This window comes from Ramlibacter sp. (genome assembly GCF_050250995.1).
Classification (GTDB): Bacteria; Pseudomonadota; Gammaproteobacteria; order Burkholderiales; family Burkholderiaceae_C; genus Ramlibacter.
On sequence record NZ_JBFWNP010000003.1, the window covers coordinates 190,164 to 212,498 of the forward strand.

The window sequence follows — 22,335 nt, forward strand, 5'->3', positions numbered from 1 at the left end:
ACACCGCATCCGCGGGCACGGTCATTGCACGTATTCTGGGTCGCCATCACAACCCCCTTTTCCCGGAGCCGCGATGAAACTCAAGTTCGCCTTCCACGCCGCCGCTGCCCTGGCGTTCTGCGCCCAGGTCTCCGCCCAGACCAAGTGGGATCTCCCGGCCGCCTACCCGGCGTCCAACTTCCACACCGAAAACCTCACGCAGTTCGCCAGCGACGTGGACAAGGCCACCGGCGGCAAGCTCAAGATCCAGGTGCATGCGAACGCATCGCTCTTCAAGGCGCCCGAGATCAAGCGCGCGGTCCAGGGCGGGCAGGCGCAGATCGGCGAAATCCTGCTCGTGAACTTCCAGAACGAGTGGCAGATCTTCGGCGCGGACGGCCTGCCCTTCCTCGCCGACAGCTACGACGCCGCGATGAAGCTCTGGCGCGCGCAGAAGCCGCTGATCGAGAAGAAGCTTGGCGAGCAAGGCATGATGGTGCTGTACGCCGTGGCCTGGCCGCCGCAGGGCATCTACACCAAGCGCACCCTCAACTCGGCCGCCGACATGAAGGGGCTGAAGTGGCGCGCCTACAGCCCCGCCACGGCGCGCATCGCCGAGCTCGTGGGTGCGCAGCCCGTCACCGTGCAGGCCGCCGAGCTCTCCCAGGCCATGGCCACCGGCGTCGTCGACTCGTACATGTCCTCGGGCTCCACCGGCTTCGACACCAAGACCTTCGAGCACATCAAGAACTGGTACGACACGCAGGCCTGGCTGCCCAAGAACGCGGTGATCGTGAACCGCGCCGCGTTCAACGCGCTCGACAAGGCCACGCAGGACGCGCTGCTCAAGGCCGGCGCCAGCGCCGAGGCGCGCGGCTGGGCGAACAGCCGCAAGGCGAACGCCGAGACGCTCGACAAGCTCAAGGCCAACGGCATGAGCATCATCGCGCCGTCTGCCACCCTGAAGGCCGACATGAAGAAGATCGGCGACACGATGCTCAAGGAGTGGCTGGAGAAAGCCGGCCCCGAAGGCCAGCAGCTGGTCGACGCCTACCGCAAGCTCTGAGCTGAAAAAAACTAATTGGGGTCAGATTCCAATTAATCGGCGTACTAGGTACGCCAATGTTTAATTGGAATCTGACCCCAATTTATTCTATGTTTAATTGGAATCTGACCCCAATTTATTCTTGGCGGCGGCGACTTCCATGTCGCGCGGGAGTTGCACGGCGTTCTTCACGGCGAGGACTTCGGCCATGATGCTCACCGCGATTTCCGAGGGCATCTTGCTGCCGATGTAGATGCCGATCGGGCCGCGCAGGCGCGCGAGGCTCGCGTCGGTCTCGCCGAAGTGTTCCTTCATGCGCGCATGCCGCGCCTCGTTGTTGCGGCGGCTGCCGATGGCGCCGACGTAGAAAGCTTCGGACTTGAGCGCTTCGAGCAGGGCCAGGTCGTCGAGCTTCGGGTCGTGCGTGAGCGCGATCACGCAGCTGCGCCGGTCGGGCCTGAAGGCCAGCACGGTGTCGTCGGGCATGTCGGTCACCACCTTCGCCGCCGGCACGCTCCACGCTCCCCGATACTCTTCGCGCGGGTCGCACACCGTGACCGCGAAGCCGTTGAACAAGGCCATCGTGGCCAGGTACTCCGCGAGTTGCCCCGCGCCGATCAGCAGCATGCGGTACTCGGGGCCAAAGGTGTTGACGAGTTCGGCCGCGCCCAGCGTCAGCTCCTGCGGCGACGACGCGGCTTCGAGCGTCACGACGCCATCGGCCAGGCGCACGCGCCGGCGCATCAGACGCCCCTGCTCCAGCTGCGCCACCAGTTCGGCGAGCGAGGCTGCATCGGGGTCGAACTCCAGCATCAGCTCCAGCGTGCCGCCGCACGGCAAACCGAAGCGGTGCGCCTCGTCCGCCGTCACGCCGTACTTCACGAACGCGGGCGGGCCCATGGGAATTTCGTGGCCCGATTCCTCGCGTGCATACGCCTGCGTGTAGCGGTGGATCAAGTCGTCCTCGATGCAGCCGCCGGAGACCGACCCGGTCACGGCGCCGTCCTCGCACAGAGCCATGATGGAGCCGACCGGGCGCGGCGACGAGCCCCAGGTGCGCACGACGGTCGCAAGCAGCGCGCGCTTGCCCGCCAGCCGCCAGTCGCGCACCGCGCGCAGCACCGTGACGTCGAGGTTCTCCATGGCCTGCTTCAGCGACGCGCGAGAGGCGTCGCGAGACGATGATCCGGCGCGCCGCGCATCATCGCCGCACCAGCATCACGATGACCGCGACGACGACGACGCCCGCCGCCCAGGCCCACCACGGCACGCCGCCCCGGGGCACCGTCGGCTCGTCGCGCACGAGCTTGCTGTCCGCGACGAAGGCGACCGGGTGGCGGCGCTGCATCTCGTCGTCGAAACGCTTGAAAAAGTCCTCGGCCATCGACTTCGCGACGCCGTCCACCAGCCGCTGGCCCACCTGCGCGATCTTGCCGCCGACCTGCGCGTTGACCTTGTACGCGAGTTCGCAGCCCGCGCCCTCTTCCGGCGGCGACAGCGACACGTCCGCGGTGCCCTTGCCAAAGCCGGCCGGGCCGCCCTGCCCGTCGAAAGTGATCGTGTAGCTGTTGGGCGCCTGCACGTTGCTGAGCGTGATGCGTCCGTTGAACTTGGCCGCCACGGGTCCGATGCGCACGGCCACGCCCACCGCGTACTGGTTCTCGCCCGTCGCCTCGACGCGGTCGCAGCCGGGGATGCAGGCCTTCAGCACCTCCGGGTCGTTCAGCGCGTCCCAGGCCTGCTGCTGCGTGACCGCCAGGTGGCGGCGCCCTTCCATGTCCATGTTTCTTCTTCCCTTGATTGATGGGTCTTCAGGTCTTCATCACCGCGGCCAGGCCAGCCGCCAGTTCCTGCAGCCTGGCGAGATTGTGAACCGCCAGCATGCCGTGCGCATGCCGATGCAGCACCGCGGCCCCGCGGGCCACCGGAGAATACGCATCGAAGCGCAGTAGCGGATTCAACCAGAGCAGGCGGCGCGAGCGTCGCACCAGCCAGGCGAGCTCCCGCGAGAGCAGTTCGGGCTCGCCGGTGTCGAGGCCATCGCTCACGATCAGCACCAGGGTGCGCCGTCCCACGAGCCGCCTCGCATGCAGTTCGCGCAAGGTCCGCAACGATTCGCCTAGCCGCGTGCCGCCCGCATAGTCCCGGATCGCTTCGGCGGACGCGGCGAGCATGGCGTCGGTGTCGGCCAGCTTGAACGCGGGCGTCAGGTCCGTGAGATGCGTGCCGAACGCGAACACGTCGCGGCGCCGCACCTCGCGCGTCGCCGCGTGCAGGAAGGCCAGCAGCAGCCGCGCGTAGCGCTCCATCGAACCCGACACGTCGACCAGCACCAGCAGCGGCAGGCTCTCCTTGCGTCGCTCCAGGCGGCGCAGCAGCAGCAGTTCGCCGCCGGTGCGCGACGCCTGCCGCAGCGTGCGCGACCAGTGCAGTTGCGCGCCGCGCGCGCCGGGCCGGCTGCGCCGTGCGGCGAACGTCGGGACGGCCAGGGGCACGTCGCGCGCGAGGCGCTCCACCAGCCGGTATTCGCCCGCGCCGAGCGAGTTGAAGTCGGCGTGCTTCAGGCGTTCGACCTCGCTCGCCGTCATCGCGGCGTCGCGCTGGATCTCTTCTTCCTTCGGCCTGGCCGCCTGGCCGCCGAATGCCCGCTGCGGCGACAGCGCGTCGTTCACGCGCGGGCGGCGCTTGCGGGCCTCGCCCTTGCTCTCGGCGGCCGGCAGCAGTTGCGCGAGCAATTTGTGCGCGAGCTCGGGATCGCGGAAGTAGGCGTCGAACAGTTCGCGAAAGACGGCGCGGTCCTGCTCGCGGCTGATCATCACCGCCTCGAACGCGGCCGAGACGTCCTCGCGCCGTCCGATGTCGAGCCACCGCGCGGCCTCCTGCGCAAGCGCGATGCGCGAGCTGTCGATGCGCACGCCCGCGCGGCGAAGGGTGCGGCCGAAACCCGCGATGTTGTCCGCGAGTTTGCCGGTGCGCGCGTCACCGAGCTGCATGCGGGTTCACTGGACTTCCTCCGGCTTCAGCAGATCCACGGCCATTTCCTTCGTCAGCGCCGCCACATCCTCCCGCTGCTTGAAGAGAATGCCCGCCGTATCCGCGACCACCTCGGGATCGATCTGCAGCGTGTCCAGCGCCACCAGCGCCTTGGCCCACTCCACGCTCTCGGCGATGCCGGGCGCGCGCTGGAATGCGTTCGCGAAGGGCTCGCTGCGCAGCCGGCCGACGAACTGCGCCACCTGCCGCGACAAGGCATCGCTCGCCTCGGGCACGCGCGCGCGCACGATGGCGAGTTCGCGTTCCCGATCCGGGTACTCGAGCCAGTGATAGAGGCAGCGCCGCTTCACGGCGTCGTTCAACTCGCGCGTGCGGTTGCTGGTGAGGATCGTCACCGGCGCGGCCACGGCGCGGATCGTGCCGATCTCGGGAATGCTCACCTGGTATTCGCCCAGGTACTCGAGCAGGAAAGCTTCGAAGGGCTCGTCGGCACGGTCGACCTCGTCGATCAGCAGCACCGCGCCGGGCTCGGGCGTCTGCAGCGCCTGCAGAAGCGGCCGGCGGATCAGGTAGCGCGGCTGGTAGACCTCGCGCTCGATCTGCTCGGCGGTCTCGGTGCCCTCCACGGCGCGCATGTGCAGCAACTGCGCGGCGTAGTTCCACTCGTAGAGCGCCTCGCGCAGCTCGAGTCCGTCGTAGCACTGCAGCCGCAGCAATTCGCGTTGCAGCGCTGTCGACAGCGCCTTGGCGAGCTCGGTCTTGCCGACGCCCGGTTCGCCCTCGAGCAGCAGCGGACGCTGCAGCTTGAGCGCGAGGAAAACGGCCGTGGCAAGACGGCGGTCGGCGAAGTAGCCGGCCTGTTCGAGTTCGGTCTGGAGGGCGTCGATGGTCGCGAACATGGTGCTGGGGGTTCGCTGCGCGCGCCTGGGCCCTAAACGGTGGGCGCCCGGGGCGCGCTCGCGCGAAAGGCGAGCGCAGCGGACTCCAGCATACCCCTCAACCCAGCGCCTTCGCCACCGCGCGCTGCGTCATCACCCCGATCAGGTTCGCGCGGTAGGCCGCGCTGGCGTGCAGGTCGCTCGACAGGTTGCTGCCATCGACACGCACGGAAGCGGCCGCCTCGGGCGTGAAGCTCTTCGCGAGCGCCGCTTCCAGCTCCCGATGACGGAACACGCCATTGCCGCCGCCCGTCACCGCGACGCGCACGCCGGCATCCGTCTGCGCGACGAAGACGCCGATAAGCGCGAAGCGCGACGCGGGCTGCCGGAATTTCATGTACGCCGCGCGCTTCACGATCGGGAAGCTCACCGCCGTGATCAGCTCGCCGTCCTTCAGCGCGGTCGCGAACATGCCCTGGAAGAAGTCGTCCGCCGCGATGGTGCGCTGGTTCGTCCGCACGGTCGCGTTCAACGCCAGCAGGCCCGCCGGATAGCACGCGGCCGGGTCGTTGTTGGCGACCGAGCCGCCGATCGTCCCCATCGCGCGCACCTGCCGGTCGCCGATGCCGCCGGCCAGCGCGGCCAGGGCCGGAATCGCGGACCGCACGTCGGGGTTGGACGCGACGTCCTCGTGCCGCGTCATCGCGCCAACGACGAGCGCGTTGCCCTCGCGCTTCACGCCCGCGAGTTCGGCGATGCCGCCGAGATCGACCAGCGTTTCGGGGTTCGCGAGCCGCAGCTTCATCGAGGCCAGCAGGGTCTGTCCGCCCGCGAGCACCTTGGCGCTGCCCGCCGCCGCCTGCTTCGCCGCATCGGCGAGGTTCGCCGGCCGTTCGAAAGTGAATTGATACATGGTGGTCGTTCCTCCTCTGAACTCAGGGCCGGGCCTTCTGGATCGCGTCCCAAACCCGCGCCGGCGACGCCGGCATGTCGAGCTCGTTCACGCCGAGGTCGCGCAGCGCGTCCAGCACGGCGTTGATGACGGCCGGCGGCGAGCCGATGGCGCCCGCCTCGCCGCAGCCCTTCGTGCCCAGCGGGTTGTGCGTACACGGCGTGCAGATCGTGTCGAGCCGGAACGGCGGCAGGTCGTCCGCGCGCGGCATCGCATAGTCCATGAACGAACCCGTGAGCAGTTGCCCGCTGTCGGGGTCGTACACGCAGTTCTCGAGCAGCGCCTGCCCGATGCCCTGCACGAGTCCGCCATGCACCTGCCCCTCGACGATCATCGGGTTGATGATGGTGCCGAAGTCGTCGACCGCGGTGAAGCGGTCGATGCGCGTCGTGCCGGTCGCCGGGTCCACTTCCACTTCGCAGATGTAGGTGCCCGCCGGAAAGGTGAAGTTGGTCGGGTCGTAGAACGCGGTTTCGTTCAGGCCCGGCTCCAGCTTGTCGAGCGGGTAGTTGTGCGGCACGTAGGCCGTGAGCGCGACCTGGCCGAATGTCACCTTCTTGTCGGTGCCCTTGATGCGGAACTCGCCGCCCGAGAACTCGACGTCGCCCTCGCCCGCTTCCATCAGGTGCGCCGCGATCTTCTTCGCCTTGTTCTCGATCTTGTCGAGCGCCTTCATGATGGCCGCGCCACCCACGCTGATGGAGCGCGATCCATAAGTCCCCATGCCGAAGGGGACGCGGCCCGTGTCGCCATGCACGACGTCGACCGCCTCGACCGCGATGCCCAGCCGCGCCGCGACGACCTGCGCGAACGTGGTCTCGTGCCCCTGGCCGTGGCTGTGCGAGCCGGTGAACACCGTCACGCAGCCGGTCGGATGCACGCGGATCTCGCCGCATTCGAACAATCCCGCGCGCGCGCCGAGCGCGCCCGCGATGTTCGACGGCGCGATGCCGCAGGCCTCGATGTAGCTGCTGTAGCCGATGCCGCGCCTGAGCCCCTTCGCCTCGCTCGCCTTGCGGCGCGCATCGAATCCCGCGACCTCCGCGAGTTCCTGCGCGCGGGCCATCGCGGCGGGATAGTCGCCGGTGTCGTACTGCAGCGCCACGGGCGTCTGGTACGGGAACGTGGTGATGAAGTTGCGCCTGCGGATCTCGTCCTGGCCGATGCCCAGCTCCCACGCGCAGCGCGACACGAGCCGCTCGAGCACGTAGGTCGCCTCGGGCCGGCCCGCGCCCCGGTACGCATCGACCGGCGCCGTGTTGGTGAACCACGCGTCGACCTCCACGTAGACCTGCGGCGTCGTGTACTGGCCCGCCAGCAGCGTCGCATACAGGATGGTCGGCACGGCCGTCGAGAACGTGGACAGATACGCGCCGAGGTTCGCATCGGTCTTCACGCGCAGCGCGAGGAACTTGCCGCTGGCGTCGAGCGCCATCTCCGCATGCGTGAGGTGGTCGCGCCCGTGCGCGTCGGACACGAAAGACTCGCCGCGGTCCGCCGTCCACTTGATCGCGCAGTTGAGCTGCTTCGCGCCCCAGGTGAGCGCGACGTCCTCCCCATACAGGAAGATCTTGGAGCCGAAGCCTCCGCCGACGTCGGGCGCGATCACGCGCACCTTGTGCTCGGGCAGGCCGAGCACGAAGGCCGTCATCAGCAGCCGCTCGACGTGCGGGTTCTGGTTGGCGACGTAGAGCGTGTACTCGTCGGTCGCGCGGTTGAACGCGCCGATGGCCGCGCGCGGCTCCAGCGCATTGGGCACGAGCCGGTTGTTGTGCAGATCGATCTTCGTCACGTGCGCCGCGCGCGCGAACGCCTCATCGACCTTCGCCTTGTCGCCGATGGCCCATTTGTAGCAATGGTTGTCCGGCGCGATGTCGTGCAGCGCCGCACCCTTCGCGGCCTGCCGCATGTCGATCACCGCCGGCAGCGGGTCGTACTCCACGTCCACCGCCTCGGCCGCGTTGCGCGCCTGCTCCAGCGTGTCCGCGACGACCATCGCCACGGGGTCGCCGACGTAGCGCACCTTGCCCTGCGCGAGCACCGGATGCGGCGGCTCCTTCATCGGCTGGCCGTCGACGCTCGTGATGAGCCAGCCGCAGGGCAGCCCGCCCATCTTGCCCTCGATGTCCTTGCCGGTGAAGACCTTCGCCACGCCCGGCATCGCCTCGGCCTTCGCGACGTCGATCGCGCGGATGGCCGCGTGCGCGTGCGGCGAGCGCACGAACACCGCGAAACGCTGGTGGGCAAGGTTGATGTCGTCCGTGTACTGCCCGGCGCCGGTGAGGAAGCGGTAGTCCTCCTTGCGGCGCAAGGCCTCGCCGATGTGCGGCAGCTTCGCGAAATCGGATGCACCCATGTTGGCTTCTCCTTCGCTCGTGGTCGTTCAGGGTTGGGACGCCATGGCCGCGGCGCCCTGCCGCACGGCCTTGACGATGTTCTGGTAGCCCGTGCAGCGGCACAGGTTGCCTTCGAGCTGCTCGCGCACCTCGGACTCGCTCGCATTCGGATGGCGCTTGCACAGGTCGAGCGCGCTCATCACCATGCCCGGCGTGCAGAAGCCGCATTGCAGTCCGTGGCAATCCTTGAACGCGGCCTGCATCGGGTGCAGCGTGCCGTCGGCCGCGGCCAGGCCTTCGATGGTGGTGATTTCCGCGCCGGGGTGCTGCGCGGCAAGCGTGTTGCACGACTTGACGGCGCGCCCGTTCACGAGCACGGTGCAGGCGCCGCACTGGGCGGTGTCGCAGCCCACGTGGGTGCCCGTCAGGCGCAGTTGCTCCCGCAGCGCCTGCACCAGCAAAGTGTTGGGCGCGACGTCGAGCGCCTGCGCCTTTCCGTTGACCTTCAGCTCGACCCGCATGTCCTGCTCTCCTCGAATGTCTGGAAGGGGCATTGTTGGACGGGCTTCCGGCCCCCTCCCTAGGCGAAACCCTAATGAGGCCCGATGAACACCAAAGCTTTTGTCTCGTCCGGGGCCGATCTAGAATCGCGTCCTGTTCCAGCGGGCCGGCGTGCAGTGCGAGCGTCATCCGTCTCCCATTCACTCACCCTCGAGGCTTGCCGATGTTCGACTTCAGGAAGCTCTTCGCGCGCCGCGCACGCCCCAAGCGCACGCGCCACGCCCGCGCGACGCGCGATGCGCGCGAGGCCGACAGCGATTTCAACTCCAGCGCCGCCGGCCGCGGCCTCGAGGTTGAATACAAGAACGTCATCGCCCTCCAGTTGCGCAAGTGGGGCATCGATCCCGCCTGCGTCACGGTCGACGTGCGGCGCCTCGGCCGCGCGCCCGACGGCTTCGACGTCTTCATCGGCATGCTGCGCATGGAGAAGTGGCAGCGCCAGTCGAGCGTTCACTCGCTGCTCGGGCTGCCCCTGCTCGAGCACAGCGTGCGAAAAGCCGTGCGCAGCACCTGGCTGCTGGAATTCAGCCACTTCGGCGGCCTGTGGATGCATTCCTCGGAGCAACTGCATGCCACCGGACAACTCGGCGAACTGCGCGAACTGCTTCACCAGGTGATGCCGCGCGCGGCGATGGACAGCAGCAGCATCATGTCCAGCTCCCGGCCGGTGTCGCTGGCCGACATCGGGGCGGACTCCGGGCCGTACCGCGATGCGGGGCCGAGCGTGCCGTTTCCGCGCTGAGGCGCGGCGCGGCGCGGCGCGGCGCAAGATCAGCCCAGCTCGCCCTTCACGAACAGATCCGCTTCGCGCGACACTTGCGCCAGCGGCCCGTCGAAGAACTCCTTGACGGGCAGATCGGCCAGCACGCGCCCGTGTTCGAGGTAGACGACCCGGGACGCCAGGCGCTTCACCTGCCCCAGGTTGTGGCTTGCGAACGCGAGCGTCATGCCCGAGTCCGCGAACTCGCCCATCAGCGCCTCGACCTCGCGCTTGGCCTGCGGATCGAGGCTCGAGGTCGGCTCGTCGAGCAGCAGCATCGCCGGCTTGACCGCCCAGGCGCGCGCGAGCGCGAGGCGCTGCTGCTGGCCGCCGGAGAGCGTCCGCGCGCTGCGGTGCTCCACGCCGTCGAGCCGCACGCGCTCGAGCGCGCCGTGCGCGAAATGCTTCGCGTCCTCCCACGGAAATCCCCGCAGCCACAGGCCCAGCGCCACGTTGTTCAGCGCACTCGTTCGCAGCATGAAGGGGCGCTGGAACACCATCGCCTGGCGCAGCCCGCGCTCGCGCCGCACCGAGCCCGCGATCGGCTCGACCAGCCCGTTGAGCACGCGCAGCAGCGTGCTCTTGCCGCTGCCGTTGGCGCCGATGAAGCCCACGCGCTCGCCTGCCGAGATGCGGAGGTTCACGCTGCGCAAGGCATCCACCCGGCCGAATCGCACGACCACGTCCTCGAGCGCGACGAGCGAATCGCCCGCGCCGGGGGTTGCGGGTTGTTCCGACTTCGCGCGTCCCGGCATCGCGTTTGCCGCATCGAGCCTCATGCGGCGGCCATCACCGTGCGATCGTTCGCCGCGCCGCGCCAGCGCGCCAGGAGCGCGATGGCCGCGTTCAGCAGAAGAACGACGGCGAGCAGCACGATGCCCAGCGCGAGCGCGAGCGGCAGGTCGCCCTTGCTCGTCTCGAGCGCGATGCTCGTCGTCATCACGCGCGTGAAGCCGTCGATGTTGCCGCCGACGATCATGACCGCGCCCACCTCGGAGATCGCACGGCCGAAGCACGCGAGCAGCACCGTGAGCAGGGCGAAGCGTTCGTCCCACGCGAACAGCAGGGCGCGCAGGAATGAACCCGCGCCGAGCGAGCGCAACTGTTCGCCGTGCGACCTCTCCGCATCCTCCACCACCTGCCGCGTGAGCGCCATGCACACGGGCAGCACGAGCGCCGCCTGCGCGAGCACCATCGCCTTGACGGAGAACAACCAGCCAAGAAAGCCGAGCGGACCCGACCGCGAGAGCAGGAGGTAGAACACGAGCCCGACGACGACCGAGGGCAGCGCGAGCGAGGTGTTCAGCACGGTCAGCACGGCGCCGCGCCCTTCGAACCGCGCGACGGCCAGCCATGCGCCGAGCGCCAGACCCGCCGTGCAGGCGACGAGACAGGCCAGGCTGCTGACGAGGAGAGAGCGGCCGACGATCGCGGCGAGGGCGGGGTCGCCGCCGGCGATCAATTGCAGCGCGACGGCTGCGCTTTCGAAGAACTGGTTCACGCGGGGATGGTACGGACCGCGGCCGTCCCGCGAAAGCAGGAATTCGAGCTATGAAGCGCCGTGCATAGCGGCCGCGGGCTTGCGGCGCACCAGGCCGTCCTCGAGTCCGGGAATGCGGGCGAGAACCTCCAGAAAATCCTGGGTCGAACCCGCGATGTGCTCGAGCATCGCGCGCCCCGCCGCCTCCGGGTCGCCGGCCATCACGGCGTCGGTCACCCGCCCGTGGTCGGCGTACGAGATGCGGATGCGGCTCGGCTCCTCGAACACGCTGCGCCGATAGACTTTGCTGCGGCGGCGAATGGTGAGGATCTGGTCGCGCAGGTACGGATTCAGGCAGCCCGCATAGAGCATGCCGTGCCATTGCGCGTTGTAGCGCTCGTACGCCTCGTGGTCCTCGCGCTGCGCGGCCGGCAGCGCCTCCTCGTGCAGGGCCTTCAACTTGCGCCGGTCCGCCGGGCTGAACCGGCGCGTCGCAAGCCGCGCGCACGCGGCCTCCAGCTCGGCCAGCACCTCCAGCATCGCCAGCAATTCGCGCGCGGACATTCGCGCCACGTAGGTGCCCGAGCGCGGAAGGATCGTGATCAGGCCCTGCATCGACAGTTGCAGCACCGCGGTTCGCACCGGTGTGCGCGATACGCCGAAGCGCTCCATCAGCTCGTTCTCGTCGAGCGGCTCCCCGGGCTGCCGCACGCCGCTGTTGATCTCGTCCTCGAGGACCTCGCGCACGAGCGTTACTGCACTTTTCTTAGTCGATGGCATGAGTTCTTGTACTTTACGCGAGTCATGGAAAATACACTAGACGAAAACTGAAATTTCACAGATAGTGTGCTGAATTTCAGGAGACAGCGGATGCAACTCGGATTCGTCGGCCTGGGGGCCATGGGCCAGCCCATAGTCAGCCGCTTGCTGGCGCAGGGGCACAGCGTGGTGGTGTGCGACGTGAACGAAGCGGCGGTTCGGACCCTGGTCGCGAAGGGCGCGACCTCCGCGGCGACGCCAATGGAAGTTGCCTCCGCGTCCGAGACGGTCCTGGTCAGCCTGCCCACGCCGGACAGCGTGCGCGCCGTCGCGCTGGGCGACAAGGGCCTGATCCACGGAACGCGGATGAAGCGCTACGTCGACCTCTCCACCTCCGGCGCGAAGACCATGACGGAAGTCGCCACTGCACTGCACGCGAAGGGCGTGAGTTCGATCGACGCTCCGGTGAGCGGCGGAGTCGGCGCCGCCGCGAGCGGCACGCTCGCGATCATGGTGGCCGGCGATCGCGCCACGTTCTCCGCGCTGAAGGATCTGCTCACCACCATCGGCAGCCGGCTCACCTACGTCGGAGAGGAAGTCGGCCACGGCCAGTCGCTCAAGCTCATCAACAACCTCCTGGCGGCCACCTCGCTGGCCGCAGCCTCGGAAGCGCTCGTGCTCGGGCGGCGGCTCGGCCTCGGCCTCGACACGATGCTGGAAGTGATCAACGCGAGCAGCGGGCGAAGCTTCGCCACCGAGAAGATCATTCCGCAGACCGTGCCGCAACGCACCTTCGACTTCGGCTTCCGAACGGAGCTGATGCACAAGGACGTCCGCCTGTGCCTCGACGAAGCGGAAAACCTCCAGGTTTCGATGTGGCTCGGCAACAGCGTGAAGCAGGTGTGGTCGCACGCCATGACGCAGGGCGGCGGCAAGAAGGACTTCTCGGCCATCCTCCACCTCTTCGAGGCGTGGAACGGCGTGCAACTCGGCAAGGCCGCGAACGACGACTCGGGAGCAGCGCGATGACAAGCACGTCCCGCGACCTCGGCCGGTTCGACCTCGACCCGCACGGCCTGGCCCGCATGCTCAGCGGCAGGATGTATGTGGACGGCGACTTCACGGCGCCCGGCGGCCGCGAGACCTTCGCGGTCCACAACCCCGCGACCGGCCTGGAAATCGGTCGCGCGCCCGAAGCCGGGGCCGACGACGTGGACGCCGCGGTGCAGGCGGCGCGTGCGGCGCAGCGCAGCTGGGCCCGCACGAGCGCACGCGATCGCGGCAAGCTGCTCGCGGAAGCGGCGCGTGTGCTCAACGGCCACGTCGAAGAACTCGCACGGCTCGTCGCGCTCGAGACCGGCAAGGCGCTGCGTACCGAATGCCGCCCCGAAGCGCTCGCCACGAGCGACGTCTTCACCTTCTTCGGCGGCCTCACCCCCGAGCTCAAGGGCGAGACGATTCCGCTGAAGGCCGGGGCGCTCACGTACACCGTGCGCGAACCCATCGGCGTCGTCGGCGCGATCATTCCCTGGAACGCACCGCTGATGCTGATGGCGTTCAAGGTCGCCCCCGCCCTGGCCGCCGGCAACACCGTGGTCGTCAAGACCGCGGAGGAAGCGCCGCTGGGCGTGCTTCGCGTGATCCAGATCCTCGGCAGCGTGCTTCCCCCCGGCGTGCTCAATGTCGTCTCCGGTCACGGTCCGAGCACGGGCGCGGCGCTCGTGAGCCACCCCGACGTGAAGAAGGTGTCGTTCACCGGCTCGGTCGAGACGGGCAGGATCATCTACCAGGCCGCGGCGAAGAAGCTCGTGCCGGTGACCCTGGAGCTCGGCGGAAAGTCGCCGATGATCGTTCTCGCCGACGCGGACCTCGACAAGGCCGTCGCGGGCGCGATGGCCGGCATGCGCTTCACCCGCCAGGGCCAGAGCTGCACGGCCGCGAGCCGCATGTTCGTGCACGAGAGCATCCACGACGAGTTCGTCGCACGGCTCAAGGCAGCCGCCGACAAGCTCGTCATCGGCGATCCGCTCGAAGAGTCCACCGACGTCGGCACGATCATCTCGAAGGCCCAGTTCGACAAGGTGCGCTCGTACATCGACCTCGCGAAGCGAGATGCGTCCTGCGTGCTCCACACCTGTTCGGCGCTGCCCGGGAACGCGGCTCTCGCGCACGGCTACTACCTGCAGCCGACGCTCGTGACCGGCGTCTCGAACGACAGCACGCTCGCGCGGGAGGAGATCTTCGGCCCCGTCGCCTGCGTGATCCGCTTCGGCACCTTCGACGAGGCGATCGCGATGGCGAACGACTCAGACTTCGGGCTCGCCGCCACCGTGTGGACGAACGACCTCAAGCTGGCGATGGAAGCCTGCGCCCGGCTCGAAGCCGGCATCGTGCAGGTCAACCAGAACCAGGTTGCGGGACCGAACCTGTCCTACGGCGGCGTGAAGCAGTCGGGCCTGGGCAAGGAGCTCTCGCTCGAATCCATGCTCGACCACTTCACGCACAAGAAGACCGTCGTCGTCAACTTCGAGTGACCGGAGAAGCACCTTGAGTCTGCCCCTGGCGGGACTTCGCGTCCTCGACCTGTCCCGCGCCCTGTCCGGCCCGTTCTGCTCGATGGTGCTCGCCGACCTCGGCGCGGACGTCGTGAAGGTCGAGCCCACGCCCGCGGGCGACATGATCCGCGGCTGGGGTCCGTTCGACCACGACACGAGCGTCTACTACCTCTCCGCGAACCGCAACAAGCGAGGCATCGCGGTCAACTTCCGCGACCCGCGCGGTCTGCAACTGCTGCGGCGCATGGCGGGCGAGGTCGACATCGTCCTAGAGAACTTCAAGCCCGGCACCATGGAGGACATGGGCCTAGGCTGGGACGCCCTGGCCGCGGCCAACCCGAAGCTGATCATGGGCAGCATCAGCGGCTTCGGCAGCGGCGGGCCGCTGGGCGCCTTGCCGGGCTTCGACCAGATCGCGCAAGGGTATTCGGGCTTCATGAGCATCACGGGCCAGGACGAAACGGGTCCCACGCGCGTGGGCACCGCCATCGGCGACCTCACATCGGGGATGTGGGTGGCGATCGGGATCCTGTCCGCCGTCATCGGCCGCCGGACGAGCGGGCGGGGCCAGCGGGTCGAGGGTTCGCTGCTCGCCAGCCTGGTCGGCCTGCTCAGCGTGCAGGGCCAGCGCTACCTGAGCCTCGGCGAAGTGCCCGGGGTTGCCGGCAACCAGCACCCCGTCATCGCGCCCTATGGCGTCTACGAGGCGAGCGACGGCCCGCTCAACCTCGCACCCGCCACGCCCGACATGTGGGCACGTCTGTGCAAATTGCTGCGCCTCGATGTCGCCGGCGATCCGCGCTTCGCCGACAACGCGGCGCGCATGCGCAATCGCGCCGCGTTGAAGGACCTGATCGAGTCGAAGCTGAAGACCCGCACGCGCATGGAGTGGACCCGCGAGCTCAATGCGCTCGGCATTCCCGCCGGCCCCATCAACGGCCTGGCCGACGTCTTCGACGATCCGCAGGTGCGGCATTGCGGGCTCGTCGAGGAGATCGAGCATCCGGTTGTCGGCGCCCTCAAGCAGGTCGCGACGCCGATCCGCATGGAAGCGCTGCAGGACGGGTGCGTGCGCACGCCGCCGCCCCTGCTCGGACAGCATACCCGCGAAGTCCTCGCCGAGTTCGGCTTCGCGGAAGGCGATCTCGACCAGCTCGCGGCCGAAGGCGTGATCCAGCAACACGAAATGGCGCCTCATGCATAGCGAACCGCCCGGCCTCCACCGCGAAGGCGCCGCCGCCGTGATCCGGCTGCGCCGCCCGCGCGAACACAACCGGCTCGACCCGGACGACCTCGACGTGATCCGCCGGCACCTCGACACGGTCCTCGACGAGGGCGAGGCGCGCGCGCTGGTGCTCACCGGCACCGGCGAGCAGACCTTCAGTTCCGGCTACACCATCCAGGCCATCGTGCAGACGCTCGACGGGCGATTCGAGAAGCTGCTGGACGTGGTCGAGGACTTCCCGCTGCCCACGATCTGCGCGCTCAACGGCAGCGTGTACGGCGGCGCCACCGACCTCGCGCTGTGCTGCGACTTCCGCATCGGCGTGCGTGGCTCGCGCATGTTCATGCCGGCCGCGAAGTTCGGCCTGCACTACTACCCCGGTGGCCTGCGCCGCTACACGACGCAGCTCGGCCCGACGCAGGCGAAGCGTCTCTTTCTGACCGCACAGACCATTGCCGACGAGGAAATGCTGCGCATCGGCTTCCTCACCGAACTCGTGGACCGCGACGAACTCGCGCCGACGGTGAGCCGTTACGTGGAGGCCATAGGCGCGTGCGAGCCGCAGGCCGTGCGATCGATGAAGCGGCAGATGAACGCGATCGCCGGCAACGCGCCGGACGCCGCGGCCGAGCGCGACGACTACGAGCGCTCGCTGCGGTCCGAGGAACTGGCTCGCCGCGTGGGCGCCATCGCCTGACCGAACGCACGACCGAATCGAAATCGAGGAGCACGAACAATGTCGAACACCAGAGCCCCGGACGGCGCCGAACAACTGGACGCCATCGTCATCGGCGGCGGCTTCGCCGGCCTCTACGCGCTGCATCGCCTGCGAGGGCTGGGCCTGAAGGTCAAGGTCTTCGAGGCCGGCAGCGGCATCGGCGGCACCTGGTTCTGGAACCGCTATCCCGGCGCACGCTGCGACGTGGAGAGCCTCGAATACTCGTATTCGTTCGACGAGAAGCTGCAACAGGAGTGGGTGTGGCCCGAGCGCTTCGCCGCGCAGGCCGACATCCTGCGCTACATCCACCACGTCGCGGAGCGCTTCGACCTGAACCGCGACATCGTGCTGAACGCACGGGTGAGCTCGGCGACGTTCGACGATGCCTCCAGCCAGTGGACGGTGGAGACGGCCGCCGGCCATCGCGCCACCGCGCGCTGGTGCGTGATGGCGTCGGGCAACCTCTCGCTGCCGCGCGTGCCCCGCTTCCCGGGGCTCGAGAATTTCCGCGGGGAGTGGCACCACACCGGCCAGTGGCCGTACGAAGGGGTCGACTTCGCCGGCAAGCGCGTGGGCGTGATCGGCACGGGTTCCTCGGGCATCCAGGCCATTCCGCTCATCGCCGAACAGGCGAAGCACCTGCACGTCTTCCAACGCACCGCCAACTTCACGGTGCCCGCGATCAACCGGCCGCTCACGCCGGAGGCCGATGCGGCCCACAAGAAGAAATACGCGGAGTGGCGCGAAGAGGCGCGGCGCACGCCGTTCGGCATCGCCGGCCACGCGCCGCCGACGAAGTCGGCGCTGCAGGAGGAGGAGGACGAACGGCGCGCGGTGTACGAGAAGAAGTGGAACACCGGCGGCAACATCAGCTTCCTGTACGCGTACAACGACCTGCTGGTGAACAAGGACTCGAACGAGACCGCCTGCGAGTTCGTGCGCGACAAGATCCGCGGCATCGTGCGCGACCCCGAGGTCGCGAAGCTGCTGATGCCGAACGACCATTACATCGGAACCAAGCGCCTCTGCCTGGACAACGGCTACTTCGAGACCTTCAACCGCGACAACGTCACGCTGGTGGACGTGAAGAGCGATCCGATCGTGGAGGTGACGGCGAAGGGTCTGCGCACGGGCACGAAGGAGTACGAACTCGACACGATCGTGTTCGCCACCGGCTACGACGCGATGACGGGCGCCCTGCTCGACATGGACGTGCGTGGCCGCGGCGGCCGATCGTTGCGAGAGAAGTGGGCGGACGGTCCGCGCACGTATCTCGGCCTCATGACCGCGGGCTTTCCGAACATGTTCGTCATCACCGGCCCCGGCAGCCCGTCGGTCAAGACGAACATGGTCTCGTCCATCGAACAGCACGTGGACTGGATCGCCGACTGCCTGCAGCACCTGCGCGCGCGCGGTGTCGTCGCGATCGAGCCCGAGGTCGCGAAGGAAGACCAGTGGGTCGAGCACGTCAACCAGGTCGCGGACTCGACGCTTTATCCGCTTGCGAATTCCTGGTACGTCGGCGCGAACATCCCCGGCAAGCCGCGCGTGTTCATGCCCTACGTCGCCGGCCTCGACAAGTACCGAAAGATCTGCGACGACATCGCCGCGAAGAACTACGAAGGCTTCGCACTGAAGGCACAGGCCCCCCAGACAACTCCGGAGACGACGACATGAAGCTGCTCAAATCACTCACGCTGCTGGGCTTTGCCCTGGCCTCGCTCGCGGCACCTTTGGGCGCATCCGCGCAGGACCGCGCCGCCGGCTACCCCAATCGGCCGGTGAAGCTCATCATCCCCTTCCCGGCTGGGCAGGCGACCGACATCATCACCCGCATGCTCGCCGAGCGACTGGCCCAGCGCTGGGGCCAGGGCGTGGTCGTTGAAAACCGCGGCGGCGGCAACGCGATCCCAGGCATGATGGCCGGCAAGGACGCGACCCCCGACGGCTACACCTTCACCGTCATCGCCACGAGCAGCACGGTCATCAACGAAGCGCTCTACCCGAGGCTGCCGTACAACACGCAGCGCGACTTCGTCGCGGTGGCGCCGGTCTTCACGCAGGCCTGGCTGATCGTCGCGAACCGCAATGCGCCGTACAACAACCTCAACGAGCTGATGGCCGCGGCCAAGCGGGCGCCCGGCAAGCTCTCCTGGAGCGTGAGCGCGACCGGCCTCGAGTTCGCGGGCGAGCTCGTCAAGCTGCGCACGGGCATGGACATCGTGCCGGTGCCGTACAAGGGCAGCCCGATGGCCGTGAACGACCTCATCGGCGGGCACATCCAGCTGGGCGTGGACACGATGGCGGCCACGCTGCCGCACATCAAGGAAGGCCGGCTGAAGGTGATCGCGAGTCTCTCCGACAAGCGCGCCACGCAGTTTCCCGAGGTGGCGACCGTCCACGAGCAGTTCCCCGGCACCATCAGCGTCGGCTTCTCCGGCGTCATGGCGCCCAAGGCCACGCCGCCGGAAATCGTCCAGAAGGTCTCCAACGACATCCGCCAGATCATTCTGGACCCGGCTTTCCAGCAGCAGGTGATCGAAAAGGGGTCCGTGCCGGACACCCGGACGCAGCAGGAGTGGGCCGCCTTCATCGCGGACCTGACGGTGCGCTACTCCGAAATCGTGAAGAGCGGCAAGGTCAAGGCGGCGGAGTAACCATGGACAAGCAACTCTTCGAAACCGGCCTGGCCACCCGCAAGGAAGTCCTGGGACCCGACTACGTCCATCGCGCGTTCGAGCAGAACGTCCTCACCGACGAATTCCAGCAGATTGTGACGGAATTCGCCTGGGGCGCCGTCTGGTCGCGCCCGGACTTTCCGCGCAAGACGCGCAGCATGCTGAATCTCGCCATGCTTACCGCGCTCGGTCGGGAGCACGAGCTGCGGCTGCACATGCGCGCGGCCATCCGCAATGGCGTCACGAAAGAGGACTTCGTCAACATCATGCTGCAGGCGATGATCTACTGCGGCGTTCCGGCGGCGAACGACAGCCTGCGGCTCGCGAAGGAAGTCTGGCGCGAGTACGAGGCGGAAAGCAAGGGAAGCTGACGGGCCTGGCGCCCGTCCCGACGCATACTCGGGCGGTGCGCAAGGTCGATCTCTCCTATTCCTGGTCCGCGGAACGCGACGCCGGCTTCATCCGAAACGCGCTGATGGACCTGCTGCACGCCGTGCGCGCGCACGGCTCGATCTCGGGCGCGGCGCAGGCGGTCGGCCTTTCCTATCGCCACGTCTGGGGCGAGCTCAAGCGCTGGGAAGCCGAACTCGGCCACGCGCTCATCGTGTGGGAGAAAGGCCAGCCCGCCCGGCTCGCGCCCTTCGGCGACAAGCTGCTGTGGGCCGAGCGGCAGGCGCAGGCGCGGCTCGCGCCGCAGGTCGAGGCGCTGCGCGCGGAGCTCGAGCGCGCCTTCGCCGTGGCTTTCGACGACAGCGCCCAGGTGCTCACGCTCTTCGCGAGCCACGACGAGGGCCTCACGCAACTGCGCGAGTTCGCGGTGGCGCAGGCGCGATTGCATCTGGATGTGCGCTTCAGCGGCAGCGTCGACGCCATCGCCGCCCTGAACGAGGGCCGATGCACGGTCGCGGGCTTCCACACACCGCTGTCGGTGCAGCGGGGAAGCCTCGCGGAAGCGACCTACGCGCCGCTGCTGCGCCCGGGCCTGCACAAGCTCATGGGATTCGCCACGCGCAGCCAGGGGCTGCTGGTCGCGCCGGGCAATCCGCTCGGATTGCGTTCGCTCGCGGACCTGCGCGACAAGCAAGCCCGCTACGTCAACCGCGCGCTCGGCAGCGGCACGCGCCTCCTCTTCGATCACCTGCTCGCCGAGGCCGGCGTCGCGCCGCGCGACGTGCGGGGCCACGACCGCGTCGAGTCATCGCACGGCGCCGTGGCGCACGCCATCGCCGCGGGCGATGCCGATGCGGGGCTGGGGATCGAGGCGACGGCGCGCGCGCAGGGCGTCGACTTCGTGCCCCTGGTGCAGGAGCACTACTGGCTGGTGTGCCTGAAGGACGTGCTGGAGGAGCCGCCCGTGCGCGCGCTGCGCGCGCTGCTGCAACACGACGGCTGGCAGTCGGTCCTGCGCCAGCTGCCCGGCTACGAACCGTGGCGCAGCGGCGAGGTCCTGAGCCTCACCGAGGAATTGCCATGGTGGACGCTCGCGCCGAAGCGGCGCGCCGTCAGAGCGCGCAGGTCCTGAACCCGACGAACCCGTCGTCGCGCTCGGGCAATGCCCATGCACGCGCCTTCGGGTGGCGCATGCGCGCGGGCGTGGCGAACGACGCGCCGCGGATCGCGCGCGCCTGACCGAAGACGGTCGTCGCATCGAGTTCCGCATCGGCCGACCACGGGTCGGATACGAAGCCCTGCCACGGCCGCAAGGTGCCGCCGGTCCACTCGCGAACCTCGCCCCAGCGGAAGCCGCGCCGCGTCGCCGCATGCGCCGCGATTTCCCATTCGACCTCGGTCGGCAGCCGCCGGCCGGCCCAGCGCGCGAAGGCATCGGCTTCCCACCAGCTCGCGTGCATCACGTTCTGCGTGCCGCTCATGCGCGTGGTCCTGCCGAAGACGGTCTGCAGCACCGCGCCGCTCGCCACGCCGATCTGTTCGACGTGGCGCGGTCCGCGCCGGCCTTCCAGCGCCGTCGCGCGTTCGAGCCACCGCCACCCCTCCGACCGCCAGAACTCCGGCCGGTCGTAGCCGCCCTCGTCGATGAATTCGACGAACTGCGACCAGCCGACCGGCTGCGCGTCGATCTCGAACTCGGGCACGTCGACGGCCTCCTCGCCGCCCTCGATGTCGATCGCGAATCCGCCACCCTGCCAGCCCAGCCGCCACTGCGTGGCCGGCAGCGCAAGCGGCTCGCGCGGCGCGGCGCCCCCGGGCAGGGGCAGGCCCACGTTGAGGCCGATCGCCTGCGCGTGCGCCACGAGCTGTTCGGCGCGCAGGTCCTCGTGCCACAGCGCCATGCGGTAGAAGTACAGGGCCGCGTCGTCGCCCGCGGCCTTGTCGAGCAGGTCGAGCGTCGTCTCCAGCGTCTCGAGCAGCCAGGCCCGCACGGCGTCGAGCGAGGGCTGCGCGTCCGAGCGGCGGTCCGCGGGCGTCGCGAGCGCCGGGTTGTACCAGCGATCGGCCTGCGGATCGATGGACGCGAGCCGCACGGCGTCGCGCGGGCATGCCGCGCCCAGGCCGCGCTGCGGGTTGCGCGCGATCCACGACTCGGCGAGCCAGGCGATATGGCCGGCGGTCCAGCGCGGCAGCGTCGCATCGGCGACGCTGTCGGCCGGCGCACCCTCGAAGTGCGACAACAATTGCAGCGTGCGGTTGCGCGCGTCGATGAGAGCGAGCGACAGCACGTCGGCGCCGGCGTGTCGCACTTCGGCGGAATCGGCGCTCATTCGCTCATTGCGCGGGTGAAGTCGGGTCATTCCTCAGTATTATTCAGCGCCACCGGTCGGCGATGGCCGCGCAATGCGAGATCCGTTGCTCGTCAGGCTATTTTCAAACAGCGGCCGAGCCAGCGGATAGTATTTAAGGCCCAGGAGACGAAATGGCAGCACTACTAAAATTTGCGCTGGCGCTGGACTGGCTGCACGAGCGCCTCGGCCGGTTCGCGGCGTGGTGCGTCTTCATCTCCGCGATGATCTGCGCCGGCAACGCCTTCGTGCGCTACGGCTTCGACATGAGCTCGAACGCCTGGCTCGAGGTGCAGTGGTACCTCTTCGCCGCCATCGTGATGTTCGGCGCGCCCTACGTGCTGGAGAAGAACGAGCACGTGCGCGTGGACATCATCTACGGCAAGCTGCGCGGCAACGGAAAGGTCTGGGTCGACCTGTTCGGCCTGACGTTCTTCCTGCTGCCCGTGATCGGGCTGCTCTTCTGGCTCTCCGTCCCGTACTTCTGGAAGGTGTTCGTCACCAACGAGATGTCCAACAACGCGGGCGGCCTGATCCGCTGGCCCGCCGTGCTCACCATGCCGCTCGGCTTCGGCCTGCTCTTCCTGCAAGGCATCGCCGAGATCATCAAGCGGGTGGCCTACCTGCAGGGCCGCTTCGCGATGGACGTGACCTACGAGAAGCCGGTGCAGTAAGCC

At 68.6% G+C, this 22,335-nt stretch carries 22 protein-coding genes; 11 read left to right on the top strand and 11 right to left on the bottom strand.

Going from position 1 to position 22,335, the window contains the following annotated elements; translation table 11 throughout:
- Positions 1-73 precede the first annotated feature (73 nt).
- On the top strand, positions 74-1,045 hold the full coding sequence (locus AB7E83_RS04550) for a TRAP transporter substrate-binding protein (protein ID WP_428565793.1): 972 nt from the start codon (positions 74-76) through the stop codon (positions 1,043-1,045).
- Positions 1,046-1,138: 93 nt separating this feature from the next.
- Here AB7E83_RS04550 and AB7E83_RS04555 read toward each other — a convergent pair whose 3' ends face one another.
- The 7 genes from AB7E83_RS04555 to AB7E83_RS04585 form a co-directional block, all read right to left on the bottom strand.
- A complete protein-coding gene (locus AB7E83_RS04555) occupies positions 1,139-2,167 on the bottom strand; it encodes an XdhC family protein (protein WP_428565795.1) in 1,029 nt (342 codons plus the stop codon).
- A gap of 58 nt (positions 2,168-2,225) precedes the next feature.
- Positions 2,226-2,807 carry a CoxG family protein gene (locus tag AB7E83_RS04560; protein ID WP_428565797.1) on the bottom strand — a complete coding sequence of 194 codons (582 nt, stop codon included), beginning with the start codon at positions 2,805-2,807 and terminating at the stop codon, positions 2,226-2,228.
- Positions 2,808-2,835: 28 nt separating this feature from the next.
- Positions 2,836-4,017: a vWA domain-containing protein gene (locus AB7E83_RS04565; RefSeq protein ID WP_428565799.1), complete on the bottom strand. Its 1,182-nt coding sequence runs from the start codon at positions 4,015-4,017 to the stop codon at positions 2,836-2,838.
- Positions 4,018-4,023: 6 nt separating this feature from the next.
- The gene (locus AB7E83_RS04570; protein ID WP_428565801.1) at positions 4,024-4,917 is read right to left on the bottom strand and encodes an AAA family ATPase; all 894 of its coding nucleotides are present in this window, start codon (positions 4,915-4,917) and stop codon (positions 4,024-4,026) included.
- Positions 4,918-5,014: 97 nt separating this feature from the next.
- Positions 5,015-5,809: an FAD binding domain-containing protein gene (locus AB7E83_RS04575; protein WP_428565803.1), complete on the bottom strand. Its 795-nt coding sequence runs from the start codon at positions 5,807-5,809 to the stop codon at positions 5,015-5,017.
- Between the two features lie 22 nt (positions 5,810-5,831).
- On the bottom strand, positions 5,832-8,204 hold the full coding sequence (locus AB7E83_RS04580; protein WP_428565805.1) for a xanthine dehydrogenase family protein molybdopterin-binding subunit: 2,373 nt from the start codon (positions 8,202-8,204) through the stop codon (positions 5,832-5,834).
- Between the two features lie 27 nt (positions 8,205-8,231).
- Positions 8,232-8,705: a (2Fe-2S)-binding protein gene (locus AB7E83_RS04585; RefSeq protein WP_428565807.1), complete on the bottom strand. Its 474-nt coding sequence runs from the start codon at positions 8,703-8,705 to the stop codon at positions 8,232-8,234.
- A gap of 203 nt (positions 8,706-8,908) precedes the next feature.
- Between AB7E83_RS04585 and AB7E83_RS04590 the strand changes: the two genes are divergently transcribed.
- Positions 8,909-9,487 carry a hypothetical protein gene (locus tag AB7E83_RS04590; protein WP_428565808.1) on the top strand — a complete coding sequence of 193 codons (579 nt, stop codon included), beginning with the start codon at positions 8,909-8,911 and terminating at the stop codon, positions 9,485-9,487.
- A 29-nt stretch (positions 9,488-9,516) separates the two neighbouring features.
- Here the strand turns inward: AB7E83_RS04590 and AB7E83_RS04595 are convergent, their stop codons facing one another.
- Genes AB7E83_RS04595 through AB7E83_RS04605 form a run of 3 tightly spaced genes read right to left on the bottom strand, consistent with a single transcriptional unit; the run spans position 9,517 to position 11,765 of the window.
- Positions 9,517-10,260: a phosphate ABC transporter ATP-binding protein gene (locus tag AB7E83_RS04595; protein WP_428566157.1), complete on the bottom strand. Its 744-nt coding sequence runs from the start codon at positions 10,258-10,260 to the stop codon at positions 9,517-9,519.
- A 20-nt stretch (positions 10,261-10,280) separates the two neighbouring features.
- A complete protein-coding gene (locus AB7E83_RS04600) occupies positions 10,281-11,006 on the bottom strand; it encodes an ABC transporter permease (RefSeq protein ID WP_428565810.1) in 726 nt (241 codons plus the stop codon).
- Between the two features lie 48 nt (positions 11,007-11,054).
- Entirely contained in the window at positions 11,055-11,765 is a 711-nt protein-coding gene (locus tag AB7E83_RS04605; RefSeq protein ID WP_428565811.1) for a GntR family transcriptional regulator, read from the bottom strand.
- Positions 11,766-11,855: 90 nt separating this feature from the next.
- On the opposite strand from AB7E83_RS04605, the gene AB7E83_RS04610 reads away from it, so the two are divergent.
- The 8 genes from AB7E83_RS04610 to AB7E83_RS04645 are packed head-to-tail and all read left to right on the top strand — an operon-like array spanning position 11,856 to position 20,442.
- Positions 11,856-12,773, top strand: a complete 918-nt coding sequence (locus tag AB7E83_RS04610) for an NAD(P)-dependent oxidoreductase (protein WP_428565813.1) — start codon at positions 11,856-11,858, stop codon at positions 12,771-12,773.
- Positions 12,770-14,278 (top strand): aldehyde dehydrogenase family protein, encoded by a 1,509-nt coding sequence (locus AB7E83_RS04615; protein ID WP_428565815.1) that lies wholly within the window; start codon positions 12,770-12,772, stop codon positions 14,276-14,278. Before AB7E83_RS04610 ends, AB7E83_RS04615 begins: the two co-directional genes overlap by 4 nt.
- Positions 14,279-14,291: 13 nt before the next feature.
- Entirely contained in the window at positions 14,292-15,503 is a 1,212-nt protein-coding gene (locus AB7E83_RS04620) for a CaiB/BaiF CoA transferase family protein (protein ID WP_428565817.1), read from the top strand.
- The gene (locus tag AB7E83_RS04625; RefSeq protein WP_428565818.1) at positions 15,496-16,221 is read left to right on the top strand and encodes an enoyl-CoA hydratase/isomerase family protein; all 726 of its coding nucleotides are present in this window, start codon (positions 15,496-15,498) and stop codon (positions 16,219-16,221) included. The genes AB7E83_RS04620 and AB7E83_RS04625 overlap by 8 nt, the downstream gene beginning before the upstream one ends.
- Positions 16,222-16,260: 39 nt before the next feature.
- Complete coding sequence (locus AB7E83_RS04630; protein WP_428565820.1) at positions 16,261-17,919, top strand: flavin-containing monooxygenase; 1,659 nt, start codon at positions 16,261-16,263, stop codon at positions 17,917-17,919.
- Positions 17,916-18,899: a Bug family tripartite tricarboxylate transporter substrate binding protein gene (locus AB7E83_RS04635; protein ID WP_428565822.1), complete on the top strand. Its 984-nt coding sequence runs from the start codon at positions 17,916-17,918 to the stop codon at positions 18,897-18,899. Before AB7E83_RS04630 ends, AB7E83_RS04635 begins: the two co-directional genes overlap by 4 nt.
- Before the next feature lie 2 nt (positions 18,900-18,901).
- Positions 18,902-19,291, top strand: a complete 390-nt coding sequence (locus AB7E83_RS04640; RefSeq protein WP_428565824.1) for a carboxymuconolactone decarboxylase family protein — start codon at positions 18,902-18,904, stop codon at positions 19,289-19,291.
- A gap of 35 nt (positions 19,292-19,326) precedes the next feature.
- A complete protein-coding gene (locus AB7E83_RS04645) occupies positions 19,327-20,442 on the top strand; it encodes a substrate-binding domain-containing protein (RefSeq protein ID WP_428565826.1) in 1,116 nt (371 codons plus the stop codon).
- On the opposite strand, the gene AB7E83_RS04650 is transcribed toward AB7E83_RS04645, so the two are convergent.
- Positions 20,423-21,640 (bottom strand): SUMF1/EgtB/PvdO family nonheme iron enzyme, encoded by a 1,218-nt coding sequence (locus AB7E83_RS04650; RefSeq protein ID WP_428565828.1) that lies wholly within the window; start codon positions 21,638-21,640, stop codon positions 20,423-20,425. The genes AB7E83_RS04645 and AB7E83_RS04650 overlap by 20 nt on opposite strands.
- Positions 21,641-21,792: 152 nt before the next feature.
- On the opposite strand from AB7E83_RS04650, the gene AB7E83_RS04655 reads away from it, so the two are divergent.
- Complete coding sequence (locus tag AB7E83_RS04655; RefSeq protein ID WP_428565830.1) at positions 21,793-22,332, top strand: TRAP transporter small permease subunit; 540 nt, start codon at positions 21,793-21,795, stop codon at positions 22,330-22,332.
- Positions 22,333-22,335: the final 3 nt, after the last annotated feature.